This window comes from Mycetocola spongiae, from assembly GCF_020424085.1.
In the GTDB taxonomy this organism is placed as follows: Bacteria; Actinomycetota; Actinomycetes; order Actinomycetales; family Microbacteriaceae; genus Mycetocola; species Mycetocola spongiae.
This window is the reverse complement of sequence record NZ_CP080203.1, coordinates 1279109-1295485: the sequence shown is the minus strand read 5'-3', so window position 1 is coordinate 1295485 and position 16377 is coordinate 1279109. Positions and strand designations below refer to the sequence as shown.

Below are 16377 nucleotides of genomic sequence, written 5' to 3'. Positions count from 1 at the left end.
GACGGGGCACGGTGAGTGCCCTTCACGACCCCGGAGACGCAACGCTGCTCACTCCGGGCGATACCGATGCCACCGAATCCACGATCCTCGGCGAGGGAACGCCCGCGCATACAGCGGAGGCGGAGGCCGAGGCGACCCTGTTTAACGCCACCTCGGGTGATGCCGGGGATACCGTCTTAAACGCACACTGGGTGGGTGTGCATGACGATACCATCCTGGTGGATGTGCGGGCGGCCGATTCCGATGCCACCGTGCTGAATGCCGGCTGGATCAACGATACCGATGACACCGTGCTCGGGGCACCCTTCGCGGCGCTGGCCGATCACACCCTTGTGGGTGGAATGGACAGGCTCCCGCCGCCGCAGGCGCCGGTGATCCCCAGCATTCCCCCGGTGCCCACCGCGGACGAGCCGAGCCCGGCCTCCGGGCTTCCCGCCCTGCGGGTGGAGATCACGGGCCACGGTGTGGTCACCCTCGACGGCGCGCTGATCCTCGGGCGTAGCCCCCGCTCCGCGCGCGTGCGCAGCGGGGCCCTGCCCACGCTTATCGCCGTGCCCTCACCCGCGGGAGAGATCTCCGGGAGCCACCTGCGCCTGTGGCAGGAGGGCCAGGCCCTCCTCGCCGAGGACCTGCACTCGGCCAATGGCACGATGCTCCTGGTGCCCGGTGGCCGATCTCAGCGCCTGCGCGCCGGGATCCCGGTGGTGGTGCTGCCGGGCAGCGTCCTGGACCTGGGCGAGGGCATCCGGGTGGGGACACTACCCGTCCGCGCGGAGGGGGACGCATGAGCGCCGCACCCGCGCCCGGACTGGGCGGGATATGGACCGCGCCCTCGCGGGAATGCTCGGTGATGCTCGGCTGGGCCGGGGGCACCGATACCGGGCTCACCCGCGAACGCAATGAGGATAGTTTTTTTGCCCGGGCGCCGCTCTTTGTGGTGGCCGATGGCATGGGCGGACACGCCGCCGGGGACCTGGCAAGTGCGGCGGTCACCGGTTCGCTCGCGGCGCTGCGCGAAACACCCATGGGTCCCGAACAGATTCAGGGTGGGCTCGCGCGCGCCACCGAGCTGATCGCGGAGCATACCGGTGTGATCGGCGGGGGCGGCGGCAGCACCGTGGTGGGCGTGACCGTGACCGAGCGCGCGGGCGCGCCGTATTGGATGTTCTTTAATCTCGGGGATTCCCGCGCCTATCTGCTCTCCGGGGAGGAGTTTTCCCGGGTCAGTGTGGATCACTCAGTGGTCCAGGCGCTTGTGGACGGGGGTGCGCTGACCACCGATCAGGCGGCCACCGACCGCAGGCGCAACGTGATCACCCGGGCCGTGGGATTTGAGGCGGACCCGGTGCCGGATTATTGGCTGATCCCCATCCTGGCGGGCAGCACCGTCCTCTGCTGCTCCGATGGGCTCACCGCGGAGGTGAGCGAGGAGAAAATCCATGCGATCCTCTCCGCGGCGCCCACGCCCCGGATCGCCGTGGACAGCCTGATCGCCGAGGCCCTCGCGGCGGGCGGCCGCGATAACGTAACCGCCGTGGTGGTGCGCGCCGGCGAGATTCGCGGGGCCGCACGCCGGACCCCTGGGGAGTCCGGCGGCGGCAGACACGCCCGCCCCCTCACCCATTCCCCACTCGATAACCACAACCGGCTCCCCGGAAAGGACGGATCATGACTACGCCACACGAACGGTGTGGGCACCCCGCCGTGCCCGGTAGCCTCTTTTGTGCCGAGTGCGGGATGCTCGCCGGAAGCGGCGGGATGGCCCCGGCCGCTCCCCGCGGCGCGACCGAGTCCACGCTGCCCCCCGAGCTACCCCCGCTGCCTCCCGTCCCCGGCGCGACGACCGCGGAGGAGCCGCCGATGCCCACGTTTAGCGTGGCCCCCTCGGTCACGCTGATCCTGCCCGATGGCACCCTGGTGCCGCCGCGCCCGCCGCTGCCCGGCACGGTCCCCGCGGAGCATCCCGCGGGGCGCTCGGCGCGGGAGGCCGCCACGAGCACCCGGGCGGGACGGCGCGAGGCCGGTGCGCTTGAGCGCACGGCGGGCCTGACCGATGCCGCCGAACTGTCCTATGCCTTTCCGATGTCCGAGGAGATGACCGCGGGCACCACGCGCGCCCAGCGCCGCACGGCCGCGGCCGCACATGCCGCCGAGCCGGACGGCGCCGAGAACATCGGTGCGGCACCCGCGATGGACCCCGCCGCCCTGGCGGAGACCACCCCGGCACCCGCGGCGACCCTTCCGCCCCTGCCGGGCACGGTCGAGCCCACAGTGCCCGCCGCGCCGGTCGTGCCCTCGATGCCGCAATTTGCCGAGCCCCTGCCTCCGGTGGCGGAGCTGACCGCGGTGGCGGGCGAGCCCGTGCTGCCGGACCTGCCGGTGATGCCGGTAATGCCCGCGATGCCGCCGGCGGCGGAGATGACCGCGATAGCGGGCGAGCCCGCGATGCCGATGATGCCGCGGGCGGAGATGACAGCGGTACTGGGCGAGCCCGCGGTCCCGGATCTGCCGGTGATGCCCGCGATGCCGCCTTCCGCCGAGCCGGGAGTATCGCCGGCCCCCGCGGCGGTTATCCCCGCGGAGGCTGCCGCGCCCGCGCGTCCCGCGGAGCCCGTATTGATCGCGCCCGCGCGTCCCGCCGAGCCCGCGACCCCCGACGTCTCGGCGGGCAGCGATGCGCCCGCGGAGGACTCGCCGCTGCCGATCCGGCCGATCCCCGTCCCGACCCCGGAAACCGTGCGTCTGGCCGCGGAGGCGCTTGCCCTGGCCGCCGAGCAGCGCGCGGCCCTCGCCCGATCGCTCAGCGCCGCGGAGGACCTCGCGCTTAACGGCGATACCGAGCCCACCGGTGCCGCCCCCGACTATGCCCACCGGGCCACCGCGGGTGCGCCCGTGCCGACCGTCTCGGCCATTCCCGCACCGACCCTGCCGGCGCCGACCCTTCCCGCACCGACCGTTCCCGCACCGCCGGTACCCCCGGTAGCGCCCGCGCCCGTGCCGGCCGCGCCCGCGGAGCCGACCCCCGCCGCGAATCCCCTCGCCCATACCCATCCCGAGGAGACCGGGGGCACGCCCGAAATATCGGCCACACTCGCGTCCGCCGTGGCGGCGGTGGCAGCATTCACCTCCATGATGCCGCCCGAGCCCTCGGCCCCGGGCCCCACCCCGCGCGCGATTCCCAAGCCCGGACCCGGTCCGCTTCCCGCCGCGCACCTCGGTGCAGCCGCCGGGGCGCGGCCCGCGCCGACCCCGCGACCGGCAAAAACCGGTGCGCCCGCCCTGCGCGAGCGTTCGGCCGCGCAGGAACGCCTGCAGGCGCAGGAACGGCTACAGCCGACCGGGCGCGAATCGGCCCCGGCCACCCCGGACGTCGGCGTGGAAGCGGCTGCCCGCGTGCCCGTGCAGGAGGCCCCGGCGATCCGACCCGAGTCGGCTATTGCGCCCGAGCCCGTAGCCGTACCCGAGCCGATGATGATGCCCGAGCCGGTTGCCGTGCCCGAGCCCGTTATTGCGCCCGAGCCGGCCGAGGCCGTCACGCCCGCGCCCGCGGACTCGGTCCCGCCGCTGCCCGCCCCGGCCCCGTCCGCGGTCGCGCCGCTGCCCGAGCCCGCCGCATTGCTGCCCGAGCCCACACCCGCCGCCGAACCCGTTATCGCGACGCCGGGCGGCCAGCTATCCGCGCCCACGCCCCCGGCGGGCATCGCCCCGCCCGAAACCCCCGCGGCCGCCGCGCCCACCCCCGCGGCCGGCATCCCCGCGGCCGGCGCCCCGACCCCGGGAAGCGGCACCTCGGTACCCACCGCCGGCCAGAACGTGATTTCGCGGCGGCGCATGCGGAGACGATCCGCAACCCGCTACGTCCTGCGATTTGGCTCGGGCCAGGAGTTTTGGGTCACCGGGGCCTCCCTGATGGGCCGCAAGCCCCTCGCCGGCCCCGATGAGCTCTTCACCGCGATGTTTATGGTCGCCGATCCCGCCCGCTCGGTCTCCAAAACCCACCTGGAGCTGGGCATCGAGGAGGGTGAGCTGTGGATCCGCGACCGCGGCTCCGGAAACGGCACCCGCGTGCGTTCCCCCCGCGCCACCGAGCAGGAACTGATCCCCGGCGAGCAGGTCTTTGTGGAGGTTGGCAGTCAGGTCGAGGTGGGAAATGAATTCTTTATCGTGACCGAGGCCGGATAGGCCCACCCCGCCACCCGCGCCCCGCCCGCAGCACTATTCAAAGGAAATCTTCGCCGTGACCGCACACCAGTCAATCGCGCCCCCGATCCTCTCCGGCTATCAGCACATCCGTGTGCTGGGCCGCGGAGGCTTCGCCTACGTGTATCTCTATGAGAAGGACTTCCCGCGCGGCGAGGTGGCCGTGAAGGTGCTGATGCCCAAGATCGCCGACGCCAAACAGCGCGCGATGTTCCTGTCCGAGGCGAACCTGATGTCGCAGCTGAAAAACCATCCCGCGGTGCTCACGGTGCACTCGGCGAGCATCGCCCCCGATGGCCGCCCCTATCTGGTGCTCGAATACTGCCCGTCCTCGCTCGGCTCGGGATATAAGGATGCGCCGCTCGGGGTGGACGAGGTGCTGCGCGTGGGGATCAAGATCGGCGGGGCCCTGGAGACCGCGCACCGCATCGGCTTCCTGCACCGGGATATTAAACCCTCCAATATTTTGTTGACCCAGTACGGCCATCCCGTGCTGGCCGATTTTGGTATTGCCGCTACCCTCGCGGCCTCGGCCAATGCGCAGGCCGAGGGCATGTCCGTGCCCTGGTCCGCACCCGAGGTCCTGCGCGAGGATACCCAGGGCACGCCGCGCAGCGAGGTTTATTCCCTCGCCGCGACCCTGTTTACGCTGCTGCGCGGGCGCTCTCCCTTTGAACACCCCGAGGATGAGCGCGCCGTGAATCGCCGCGAGCGCATCCATGCCCGCATCATCGGCCGCGATCGCCTGCAACCCCTCGGCCGCCTCGATGTGCCGCCGGAGCTCGAGGCCACGCTCGCCCGCGCGCTCTCCAAGGATCCCGCCGAGCGTCCCGCGACCATGCTTGAATTTGTCCGCGAATTGCAGCTCGCGGAGGCCGGCCTGGGCCTGGTACAGACCGTGGCCGAGATCGCCGATGACAACCGTATCGAGGATTCCCGCGCGGTCCTCGCCGCGCCCGTGGCCGAACCCCCGCGCCGCGCGGGGGCCTCGGGTGCGCCGCGCCGCTATCGGCACTCGGGCTCCGGCCGGAGCGTGGTGCAGGAGAGCAGTGGCATGGACAGCGCCCTGGGCGATAGCGCCCTCACGGTGCTGCGACCCGCGGGTTCCACCGTGACCCGCTCCCGCGAGGAGCGCCGCCGGCGCACGCGCACCGTATCGCTGATCGGGGGCATCGCGGCGCTCGCCGTGGTGGCCACCTCCGTGGGGCTGCTCTGGTTCTCCCGCTCGGATGAGCTGCCGATGGTCACCGAGATTAGCTCCACCCTGGAGGGCGGCGTGGTGGTCTTCACCTGGGCCGATCCGGGACTCTCCGAAAATGACCGCTATCTGGTGACGCCGCGCGAGGGCACCCCCGCCGCACAGGCCAACCGCGAGTTCCGCATCACCGCGGACGGCAGCGGCGCGCCCGTATGCATCAGCGTCGCGGTCACCCGCGATGGCAAGCCCGGGCCTGCCGGCCCCGAGACCTGCGCGGGCACCCGATGATCGCCGCGGTTCGCGCCTGGGTGCGCCGCAACCTCGCCCTCGCCTATGGATCGCTGGCGGCGGTCCTGGTGCTGACCCTGGTGGCCGTGATCGCTATTGCCTCGGGCGGCTATCGCACCGAACGCGTGGATCTGAACGACGCGGGAACCTGGGTCGTGAACGGCTCCGAGAACGCGATCGGGCGGCTGAATACCCAGATCCGCGCGCTGGATAGCGCCGAGCGCTCCGAGAACCGCGACGTGATCACCGTGCAAAACTCCGCGATGGTGCTCGTGCACGCCACGGCACAGAAGGAACTGGGGGTGGTGGACGAAACGCTCAGCACAATCGGCGAGCGGATCCAATTGCCCACCGATTCCTCGGAGGTGCTGCTGAGCGATCGCACGGTGGTGGTGCACGCCGCGCCCACCGGCCGGGTCTGGTTTATTAATCTCAACTCCCTGGACTCATTTGGGCCCGATTCCGAGCCGGATCTGGTGCTCGGAAAAAACTCGGCCGTGGCGGTGGACCGGGACGGCAATTTTGCCGGATACTCGGTGCAGAGCGGGCTGATTAAGACCTCGATTGATGCCACCGTGCGCCCCGAAAGCGGCACCCCGGTGGACCTGGGCAGCGAGGAAGACGAATATGCCGCGGCCGTGCTCTCGGGCCGCGCCGTGATCCTCAACCGCGAGAGCGGGGCGATCAGCGTGGACGGCGGTGCGGCAACCGAGAGCGGGGCCGCCCCGGGTGCGCGCCTGATCTCCTCAAGCGTGAGCGCCGAAACCATTTTTATTGCCGATAGCGAGGGGCTGCTCAGCCGCTCGTTTAGCGATGGCCGCGCGACCCGCGTGCTCTCGCTGGAGGACGCCGAACCGGCGGTCCCGGTGCTCGTGGATGGCTGCGTATTTGCCGCCTGGGGCGAGGGAACCCTGTGGAGTCAGTGTGGCACGCGCAGCCCCGAGACCACCCGCCTGGAGGGCCTCGGCGCGGGGGCGCAGCTGCGCTTTGTGGCGCGCTCGGGCGCCGTGGTGCTTAACGATGCCGGCACCGGCCGCGCCTGGATGATCCAGGACGCGGGCCAGCTCGTGAATAACTGGGACGAGATTCTCGACGATATCGAGGACCGCGATAAGGAGGAGATCAACGATCCCACCCTTCCCGCCGAGGTGGACCCCGTGCAGAAGCCGCCGGTCGCGGTGGACGATGTATTTGGTGCCCGCCCGGGCCGCACCAGCCCGCTCCCCGTGCTGCTCAACGATTTTGATCCCAATGGTGATGCCCTCTATATCGACGAGGTGACCGGTTTTCCCGAGGAGATGGGCTCGGTCGCGATCGTCCTGCACGGCCAGCAGCTGAGCGTGTCGCTGCGCGATAATGCCGCGGGAGAATTCACGTTTGGCTACGGCATTTCCGATGGCCACGGCGGGCGCGCGAGCGCCAATGTCACGGTGCAGGTGCGTACCTCGGCGGAGAATAACCCGCCCGTGCAGGCGCGGCGCACGGTGAATGCCATCCTGCCCGGCGGGGCCTTCCAGCGCGATATTCTCGCCGATTGGTATGACCCCGATGGTGACCCGTTTTTCCTCGCCGAGACGAGTATCGGCGCGCCCGATAGCGCGACCTTTGCCGCCTCCGGCACCGTGTACTATCAGGACTCCGGCGAGGGTGGGGCCAGCAAATCGGTGGGCCTGATCGTCTCCGATGGCCACTCCCAGGGCTCCGGCCTGCTGGATATCGAGGTGCTGGGCGCCGATGTGCCCATCATCGCCGAGCCGGTCACCGTGAGCGGGGTTGTGGGCAGCGAATTAATCGCCTCACCGCTGGAAATGGTGCGCGGCGGAAACGGCAACGTGCGCCTGATCGGCGTGCCCGTGGAGGATCGCGAGGGTATACGCCTGCGGGTGGATACCTCCAGCGGCGACGTGAGCTTCCAGGCCGGCGAACCCGGCACCTATCTCTTTGAATATCAGGTGGGTGATGGTGTGGTGGCCGCCTCGGGACACCTGCGCTTTGAGGTCACCGCGGCCCCCGAGGATAACCTGCCGCCGGTCGCGGTGGGGGCCTCGGCGTTCCTCTATCTGGGGCAGACCGATACCATCAATATCCTGGCCCGGGACTATGACCCCGCGGGCGGCGTCCTGGTGATCACCGACGTGATCTCGCCCCCGGGCATCGCGGGCCTGCTGGTGGAATCGCTTGGGCACTCGCTGCTGCGGGTCTCGCTGAGCGAGCCACTCCCGGACGGCCAGACCGAGTTTTCCTATGTGGTGAGCAACGGCGCCCAGAGCACCACGGGCACAGTCTCGGTGACCCAGGTGGAACCACCCGCGCGCGAAAAACCGCCCGTGGCGATGCCCGACCGCGCGATCGTGCGGGTGGGCGAGGTAGTGGATATCGACGTACTCAAAAACGATATTCACCCCGATGGGCTCCCGCTCACGCTGAGCCCCACCCTGGCCCGCGAGCTCTCGGAGGATGAGGGCCTGCTCTTCACCTCCGGCAATACCCTGCGCTATCTGGCCCCCGATAAGCCCGGCGAGTACTCCGCGACCTATGTGGTGGAGAGCCCGGGTGGCGAGAGCGCCTCGGCACCCGTGCAGATCTCGGTGCGCGAGGTGGATCGTGGATCCAATACCGCCCCGCAGCCGCATACGGTGACCGCGCGCGTGACCCAGGGAAATACCGTGCGGATTCAGATTCCCCTCTCGGGCATCGATGATGACGGCGATTCGGTGACCCTCACGGGCCTGCAATCGGCCCCGGAAAAGGGCATGATTGTGGCCACCGGCAAGGATTATTTTGACTATCGGGCGGGCGATGCCGAGTGGGGTACCGATGTATTTCACTATGCCGTGCGCGATGGGCTGGGCCTGAGCGGCACCGCCCAGATTCGGGTGGGTATCGCCGAGGCCTCGGCCATCGCCCGCGATCCCATTGCCCGCACCGATGTCCTCACCGTGAGCCCGGGAACCCGCTTCACCGTGCAGCCCCTGCTGAATGATTCCGATCCCGACGGGGGCGGACTCAAGATCGTGGACGTGGAACAGAGTGCGGAGATCCCCACCGAGTTCACCGAGGATACCGTGACCCTGGAGGTTCCCCGCGGGGAGGGGGTCCACAGCGTGCTCTATACGATCGAGAGCGCCGCGGGTGGCCGCAGTTCCGCGTGGATTCAGGTCAACGCGCGCGCGGACGCCCCGCCCGTGCGACCAATCGTGGAGGACACCGTCCTGACCCTGACCGATATCGCCAAGGTGCGCGAGACGCTCGCGGTGGACGTCTGGGACGGCGTGTTTTATGCCGAGGGGAAAAACTCCGATCTGGAGCTCTCAAGCGTCCCGCGCTGGGGCAAAAACCTCAGCGTGACCGCCGCCGGCAACATCGAGATTATCGTGACCCCGCAGGCGCAGATTCTGCCCTTTAAGGTATCCGTGCGCGATAATCCGGAGATCTCCAGCTACGGCTTTATCTGGGTTCCCGCCGCTGAAAGCAGCGTGCCCGAGCGCCGCGCCGATGCCAAAAACCTCACGGTGGCCTCGGGCGAGCGGCTGGTGATCCCGCTCGGGGAGCAGGTCATCGCCGCGGGGGACCGCCGCGTGCGCGTGGCCGATCCGGGCACCGTGCGGGCCACCAATTCCAATGGTGATAATCCCGTGGTGAACGATACAACGCTGCAATTCACGTCGCAGCAGGGCTATTCGGGTCCCGCGTCGATCCTGCTGGAGGTGGCGGATGGGGATCCCGCGGGCGATGCCAACCGGGCCACGATTGTGCTCCCGATCACGGTGACACCCGTGCATAATTCCCCGCCCGTGCTGCGCGGATCCACGCTTTCGCTGGAACCCTCCGCCTCGCGCACCCTGGACCTGCGCGACCTCACCATCTATCCCTATCCCGAGGATGCGGGAGACCTGGTCTGGAACCTGCCCGCGGGCGCCCCCGAGGGGGCGCAGGCGAGCCTGAGCGGCTCGCGGCTCACGCTGTCCCTCCCGCGCGATGCGACCGTCGGGGCCCACCATAACGTGCAGATCGGGGTGCGCGATGCCGAGAGCACCGTGGTGACCGCCTCGATCGAGGTGACCGTGGTGACCTCAACCAAGCCGCTCGCGCAGGCGCTGCCCGATACCATCGAGGTGCGCCGGGGCTCCTCGGCCACCGTGGACGTGCTGGCCAATGACGTGGGCCCCGCGGAGTTTATGCCGCTGAGCCTGATCAGCGTGGAGATGCAAAACGCCGTGCCCGGGCTCAGCGCCGTGGCCTCGGGCAACCGCTCGGTCACGGTGACGGCCACCCAAAACGCCGAGATCGCCTCGAATCTGCGCCTGACCTATCGGGTGCGCGATGCCAGCGGCGCGCGCGAGCGCGAGGTCACCGGAACCGTCACGATCGTGGTGGTGGATGTGCCCGAGGCACCCGGCGTGCCCACCTATCTGAAACAGGATCACTTCGGAAACGACGGGGCCCTGCGGATCAGCTTCGCGGGTTCGGCCTCAAGCAACGGCAAACCGATCACCGAGTATCGGCTGCGCAGCACCGATGGTTCGGTGCAGGTCTCCTGCGGGCTGGATACCTCCAGCTGTACGGTGACCGCCGGGCAGGCCCCGGTGGGGACGGCCCTGCGCTATGTGGCCACCGCGACCAACTCGGTGGGTACCTCCCCGGAGGGTCCCGCGAGCGCGCCGCTGCGGATCGACTTCATCCCCGAGGCGCCCACCGATATCACGGCGCGGCAGCAGCCCGCCGATGACCTATTTGCGCCCGGAAACCGCGGAGTCCTGGACATCTCCTGGACCGCATCGGTGACCCCGCGCGGCGGCACCCCGGCCAATAACTATATTGTGACCGTGGTGGCCGATGGCGCCCCGATGTGGACGGGTTCCACCGCGGGCACCTCGATCTCCACCCCCGCGGGGCTGCCCGCGCGCGGAGGCTATTCGGTGACCGTGGAGGCCCGCAATAATATCGATACCTCCACCTATGGTGCGATTCAGTGGAACGTGGGTACGGGCGGAGCCACCTCGATCCTGGACCGCCCCGGCGTCCCCACCCTCACCTATCGTGGGCATGCCGAGGACACCGCACTGACCGTGGACTGGACGCTGGATAATACCGGCGGGGGCACACCCACCTATGCCGCGGCCTGGGGAAATACAGCGCCCGAGTGTGCGGCGGCCACCGGCACCGCCACCTCGGCGAGCCTGCCCAATCCCGCGACCGGCACACATACCCTGCACGTGACCGTCTCCAATGGTTGGGGCTGTAATACGGCGAGCATCACGGTGGATTATTTTAAGAAGCCCGGTATGCCCGCCGCACCCAGCGTGACCGTGGGGGACTTTGTGGAGAACCGCACCCCCGTGAGCGTGAGCGTCGGGGCGGTGGCCGAGGGCGTGATCTATCGCCTGAAGATCGGCGCCCGCACCCTCGCGATCACCCCCGGCGTCCCGCTGAACCTCACCCCGGTGGACTATGACTATAACCGCACCAATGAGGCGCGGCTGGAGGTCTGTAACGGCGACCGCTGCGTGACCGGTCCGGCCGCCTCGTTCCTGCCGATGGACCTCTCCCTGTCCTGGGCCGGAGACGCCAATCAGTGCACACTGGCCGGCGCAATGCCGATGGCCATCGGGGCCGCCGGAATCGACGGCATCATTTATAGCTATAACGTCCGTCCGGGCGGCCGCGAGTACACCATCGCCGAGACTGCCAGGGTGCCGGCCATCGCCTATCAGGTGATCGCGCGGGCGCGATTGGGCAATGTGCGCACCCCGGATCCGCTGCTCTCGGCCCCGTGTGGGGTCTCCCGAACGCTCCTTGACCTCCCCGCCACTCCCGGCGCCGATTCCCCGGAAGAGAATAATGATTAACGCAGCACCCGAAGAAAAACAGTCGATGACCACGGAGCAGGCCGCGTGGTTTGCCGATGTGTTTAACCGCGTGGTGGTCAACGTGGAGGGTGCCCTGCTGGGCAAGACCCGCGTGATCCAGCTGGCCCTCACGGCGCTGATCTCCAACGGCCACCTGCTCCTTGAGGACTATCCTGGAACCGGAAAAACCTCGCTGGCCCGCGCCATCGCGCAGAGCGTACACGGCACAAGCAGCCGCATCCAGTTCACGCCCGATCTGCTGCCCGGCGATGTCACCGGAATGAGTATCTACGATCAGAAGCACGGCGAGTTTGAGTTCCACCAGGGCCCGATCTTCGCGAGCATCGTGCTGGCCGATGAGATCAACCGGGCCAGCCCCAAGACCCAGTCGGCGCTCCTGGAGGTCATGGAGGAGGGGCGGGTCACCGTGGACGGCGTGACCCATAACGTGGGCCGACCGTTTATGGTGATCGCGACCCAGAACCCCGTGGAGCAGGCCGGAACCTATCGCCTGCCCGAGGCGCAGCTCGACCGGTTCATGATGAAAACCTCGCTCGGCTATCCCGATCACCGGGCCACGCTGAATATCCTCGCCAATGCCGGGGTACGCGCCCACGATCAGGTACTGGCACCGATCATCACAAGCGAAAACGTGGCCGAGATGGCCGCGCTCGCGCAGACCGCGCATATGGAACCGGCGATCCTCGACTATATCGCCCGCCTCGTCGAGGCCACCCGCAGCGCCCCCGAGGTGCGCCTCGGGGTGAGTGTGCGCGGCGCCCTCGCGCTCGTGCGCTGCTCCAAGACCTGGGCCGCGGTGCAGGGCCGGCGCTATGTGCTGCCCGATGACGTGAAGGCCCTCGCCGGTCCGGTACTCACCCACCGGCTGATGCTGGATACCGAGGCCGAATTTGACGGGGTCACGGCCGATGCCGTGATCTCCCGGCTCCTGATCGAGGTCGCGCCGCCCTCGGAACGTGAAACCGTGGCGTGAGCGAAAAACGCCGCCACCCCCACGACACCGGAACCCGCTCGGTGCGCACGACCCGGCGCGGGTCAACCACGCGCGCCGGGGCCACCGTCACCTCGCTCACGGGTACCGGAATGGCCCGCCGCGTGCGCCTCCTGCGCGCGACCCGGCGGGCACGTTCGCAGACCCTGCGCACGCTCGGCCGCGCCCGCGACTGGGTAATGGCCACCGTGACCGGCCCCGGGCGGGCCGTGGCCTGCGTGGCCGTGCTGGGCCCGCTCCTCGGGCTCTGGCTGGGCTGGGTGGAGGCCATCTTTATGGGGGTAGCCGCGCTGGTATTTGCCGGCATTGCCGCACTGTTTATGATCGGCCGCAGCGTGTACTCGGTGGAGCTGGACCTGCACAGCCCGCGCGTGGTGGTGGGCGAGGACGCCCCGGGAGCCGTGCTCATCCGCAACCCCACCCGGCGCCGGCTAATGCCCGAAAGCATCGAGATTCCCGTGGGGGAGGGCCGGGCCGAGTTTCGCCTGCCCAGCCTCGCGGCCGGCGGGGAGTTCCGAGGCGAGTTCCGGGTACCCACCGTGCGCCGCTCGGTGATCACCGTGGGCCCGGTGCGCTCGGTGCGCCAGGACCCGCTGCACCTGCTGCGGCGCGAATTGATGTGGACGGCGGGCGCAACACTATTTGTGCACCCCGTGACCATCCCGGTGCCCTCGACCTCCACGGGATTAATCCGCGACCTCGAGGGCATGCCCAGCGGCGACCTGACCGAGAGCGATATCTCCTTTCACGCGCTGCGCGAATACGTGCCCGGGGACGATCGCCGCCATATTCACTGGAAGAGTACCGCCCGCACCGGCACGATGATGGTGCGGCAATTTGAGCAGACCCGGCGCAGCCAGCTGCTGATCGCACTCACCTGCGATAGCGCCGATTATTTCAGCGAGGAGGAGTTTGAACTGGCCGTGAGTGTGGCAGCCTCGCTCGGGGTGCGCGCGATCCGCGACGGCCGCGATACCACCGTGCTCTACTCGGGGGAACAGCCCGAATACGCTGCCTCCCCGCCGCATGCCGAGCATGCGCGCAGCACCAGCCCCTCCCGGCTCCTGGACGACCTCTCCGGGGTGGGCCACTCCGCCGCGAGCATCGGACTGCAGGTACTCACCCGGGTCAGCATGACCGAGGTACCGGATGTGTCGGTGGCCTTTTTGGTCTGCGGCTCGGTGCCCACCCTCACCCAGATCCGTTCCGCCGCACTCGCGTTTCCGCTGGGAACCGAGATCGTGGCGCTCGTGTGCAATCCCGGCGTGGTGCCCACTGTGCGGCACGTGGATAACCTCACGGTGCTCTCGATCGGCTATCTGGACGATCTGAAAAACTCGCTCTCCCGGGCGGCCGGAAAATGACCGGCCTGCGGCCCGAGCGCGGCCAACGCGCCCTGAATATCCTGTTTTTTATGGTCCTGATGATGCTCGCGCTGAGCACACTCTGGCCCATCTATCGCCATCCGCGGCTCTTCCTGATCGGCGGCATCGCGCTCGCCGCGGGTTGCGCCCTGGCGCTGTTCACCGCGGCCCGCCGCCGCGGATTCTGGGCCTCGCGCTGGCTGCCACCCGCGCTGTTACTCGTGGGGTATCTGGTAATTGGTGCGGGCGTGGTGCTGCCCAGCCACTCGCTCTGGGGCGTGCTGCCCACGGGGGAGTCCCTGCTGAAGCTGCTGCGCGAGACCGCGCTGTCCTGGAAACGACTACTCACCGTGGACGCGCCCGTGGGCGCGTATCAGGGCCTCCTGATCCCGCCGTTTTTGCTGCTCTATTTTCTGGGCTTTGGCGGATTGCTGCTTATATTACGGGCCCGCCGGACGGCCCCCCTGGGGGTGGCCGCGCCGCTTCTGGTGCTGATCTTTGGCATTCTTGCGGGGGTCTCCCGCCCCCTCTCGCCGATCGTGGGGCTGTCCCCCAACGCGCTCCTGGCGGCGCAGGGCGGCCTGTTTTTGGTGATCGCGCTGGTCTGGCTGATCTGGCGCGAACGCGTCCGCCGGGGCCGGGCCACCGCGATACTCGCGGCCACCGAGGGGGCCCCGATCGTGGGCACCGGCGGGGCCCGCGGCTCGGCGCGCTCGGTGCTCGCGGGTGCCCTGGTGGTGGCCGTGGGGCTCGGGGCCGCGGCGGCGGCGGTGGCCGCGCTGCCGGCGGATACGCCGCGCCTGGTGCTGCGTGACAGCATCGAACCGCCGTTTGATACTCGCGAATATGCCGCGCCGCTGTCCTCGTTCCGCGCCTATTTTAATGAGGACCGCCGGGAGGAGCGACAGTTCACCGTGAGCGGCCTGCCCGCCGGGGCCCGCATCCGCGTGGCCACCCTGGATACCTATGACGGGGTGTTTTATCGCGCCGGCTATCCCGAGGAACCCAGCGATACCGGGGACTTCCGGCGCGTGCCATACCGGATCGACCAGCCCGAGGTGGCGGGGGAGACCGAGCGGAGCGTGGAGATCACGATCGACGGCTATCGCGGGGTCTGGCTGCCCACCGCGGGCAGGCTGATCGCCGTGGACTTTTATGGTGACCGCTCCGCGACCCTGGATAACTCCTTCTTTTATAACCGCGGTGGGGGCACCGCGGCGGTGCGCTCCGGCGTGGCCGCGGGCGATAGCTATCGGCTGGATGCCCTGCTGGCCTCCCCGGATGACTCCGCGGATCTCTCGGCGCTGCGCCCGGGCCCGGGCCGCATGCAGCAGCTCGATGAGGTTCCGCCCGAGCTGCGCGCGCGCGTGCGCGAGTGGACCGCGGGGGTCACCGGCGACGGCGCGAAGCTCGCGGCGGTCGTGGCGGGATTGCGCGAGGGCTATATCAGCCACGGCGGACCCGGCGAGGTATATAGCCGTTCGGGGCACGCACTGGACCGGATGGCGCAGTTCCTGGGCGGACCGCGGCTGATCGGCGATGCCGAACAATATGCGGTAGCCGCCGCGCTACTGGCCGAGCAGCTGGGTTTTCCCGCGCGCGTGGTTTTTGGTTTCCTTCCCTCCGAGGAGGGCACGGTCACGGGCGAGGACGTGACCGCCTGGACCGAGGTGAGTACCCGCGAGGGCTGGGTCTCCCTGGACGCCACCCCGGAATGGCGCGAGGTCCCCGAGGAGGATCCGCTGGATCCCGAGCGGGTATCGCATCCGCTGAGCATCCCGCCGCCCCCCGCCCCCGAGAGCGATGATTCCGTTGTGCCCTATCGCCCGGATGGGCGCGAGCTCGAGGAGGAGCGGGAGGACTCCGCCTGGCTGGCAACCCTGCTCACCGTGCTTGGCTATGTGGCGCTGGGACTCGTGGTGCTGCTGATTCTTGCCTCCCCGATCCTGGCCACGGCCGGCACCAAGTTTTGGCGCCGGCGGGCCCGGCGCCGGCGCGAGGATCCGCGCGAACGCATCGCCGCGGGCTGGGAGGAGGCGGTGGACCTGGCCGTGGATCGCGGGGCCCCGCGCCCGGGTCCGGCCACGCGCCGCGAATATGCGCTCTCCCTCAACCGCGAGGGATTTGCCGAGCTCGCGCGCGAGGCGGACCGGGCAATATTTGACCTGGACCCGGTTGGCCCCGAGCGGGCGCAGGCCTATTGGGACGGCATCGCGGCTACCCGCGAGCGCTGGGATCACAGCCTCTCCCGCTGGGCGCGCCTGCGGGCCTGGCTCTCGCCGCGCTCCCTCGGGAAGCGGCGGGTGCGCGCGGCCGGGAGGCGCGAACGGCCCGCGCCCGTGCTCCCCACCCCCGCGTCCGAGTCCGCGCCCGGGCTGGACTGAGTCCGGTTGGCCCGGGCCGGCGCGCGCCGCGGGGATACGCGGCGCGCGTCGGCCCGAACGCGGCGGCCCAATTTCTGACAGA

Annotated in this window: 8 protein-coding genes; all 8 read left to right on the top strand. The window is 69.6% G+C overall.

The genetic code is table 11. The features are described from left to right. Positions 1–11 precede the first annotated feature (11 nt). From KXZ72_RS05955 to KXZ72_RS05920, 8 genes are read left to right on the top strand one after another with little or no spacing between them, the layout of a single operon-like run. On the top strand, positions 12–788 hold the full coding sequence (locus tag KXZ72_RS05955) for an FHA domain-containing protein (protein ID WP_226082950.1): 777 nt from the start codon (positions 12–14) through the stop codon (positions 786–788). Continuing rightward, a complete protein-coding gene (locus tag KXZ72_RS05950) occupies positions 785–1672 on the top strand; it encodes a PP2C family protein-serine/threonine phosphatase (RefSeq protein ID WP_226082947.1) in 888 nt (295 codons plus the stop codon). The genes KXZ72_RS05955 and KXZ72_RS05950 overlap by 4 nt, the downstream gene beginning before the upstream one ends. Further along, positions 1669–4182 (top strand): FHA domain-containing protein, encoded by a 2514-nt coding sequence (locus tag KXZ72_RS14710; RefSeq protein ID WP_264159474.1) that lies wholly within the window; start codon positions 1669–1671, stop codon positions 4180–4182. Before KXZ72_RS05950 ends, KXZ72_RS14710 begins: the two co-directional genes overlap by 4 nt. Before the next feature lie 55 nt (positions 4183–4237). Next, entirely contained in the window at positions 4238–5686 is a 1449-nt protein-coding gene (locus KXZ72_RS05940) for a serine/threonine-protein kinase (RefSeq protein WP_226082939.1), read from the top strand. Next, the gene (locus KXZ72_RS05935) at positions 5683–11535 is read left to right on the top strand and encodes an Ig-like domain-containing protein (protein ID WP_226082938.1); all 5853 of its coding nucleotides are present in this window, start codon (positions 5683–5685) and stop codon (positions 11533–11535) included. Before KXZ72_RS05940 ends, KXZ72_RS05935 begins: the two co-directional genes overlap by 4 nt. Then, positions 11528–12529 carry an AAA family ATPase gene (locus KXZ72_RS05930; RefSeq protein ID WP_226082932.1) on the top strand — a complete coding sequence of 334 codons (1002 nt, stop codon included), beginning with the start codon at positions 11528–11530 and terminating at the stop codon, positions 12527–12529. Before KXZ72_RS05935 ends, KXZ72_RS05930 begins: the two co-directional genes overlap by 8 nt. Beyond that, complete coding sequence (locus KXZ72_RS05925; RefSeq protein ID WP_226082931.1) at positions 12526–13911, top strand: DUF58 domain-containing protein; 1386 nt, start codon at positions 12526–12528, stop codon at positions 13909–13911. The genes KXZ72_RS05930 and KXZ72_RS05925 overlap by 4 nt, the downstream gene beginning before the upstream one ends. Further along, positions 13908–16295: a transglutaminase-like domain-containing protein gene (locus KXZ72_RS05920; RefSeq protein ID WP_226082930.1), complete on the top strand. Its 2388-nt coding sequence runs from the start codon at positions 13908–13910 to the stop codon at positions 16293–16295. Before KXZ72_RS05925 ends, KXZ72_RS05920 begins: the two co-directional genes overlap by 4 nt. The last annotated feature ends 82 nt before the right edge of the window (positions 16296–16377 follow it).

Excerpts from the sequence above, each read along its gene's own strand:
- KXZ72_RS14710 (WP_264159474.1), top strand. The coding sequence starts at position 1,669 with ATGACTACGCCACACGAACGGTGTGGGCACCCCGCCGTGCCCGGTAGC.
- KXZ72_RS05935 (WP_226082938.1), top strand. The coding sequence starts at position 5,683 with ATGATCGCCGCGGTTCGCGCCTGGGTGCGCCGCAACCTCGCCCTCGCC.
- KXZ72_RS05950 (WP_226082947.1), top strand. The coding sequence starts at position 785 with ATGAGCGCCGCACCCGCGCCCGGACTGGGCGGGATATGGACCGCGCCC.
- KXZ72_RS05920 (WP_226082930.1), top strand. The coding sequence starts at position 13,908 with ATGACCGGCCTGCGGCCCGAGCGCGGCCAACGCGCCCTGAATATCCTG.
- KXZ72_RS05930 (WP_226082932.1), top strand. The coding sequence starts at position 11,528 with ATGATTAACGCAGCACCCGAAGAAAAACAGTCGATGACCACGGAGCAG.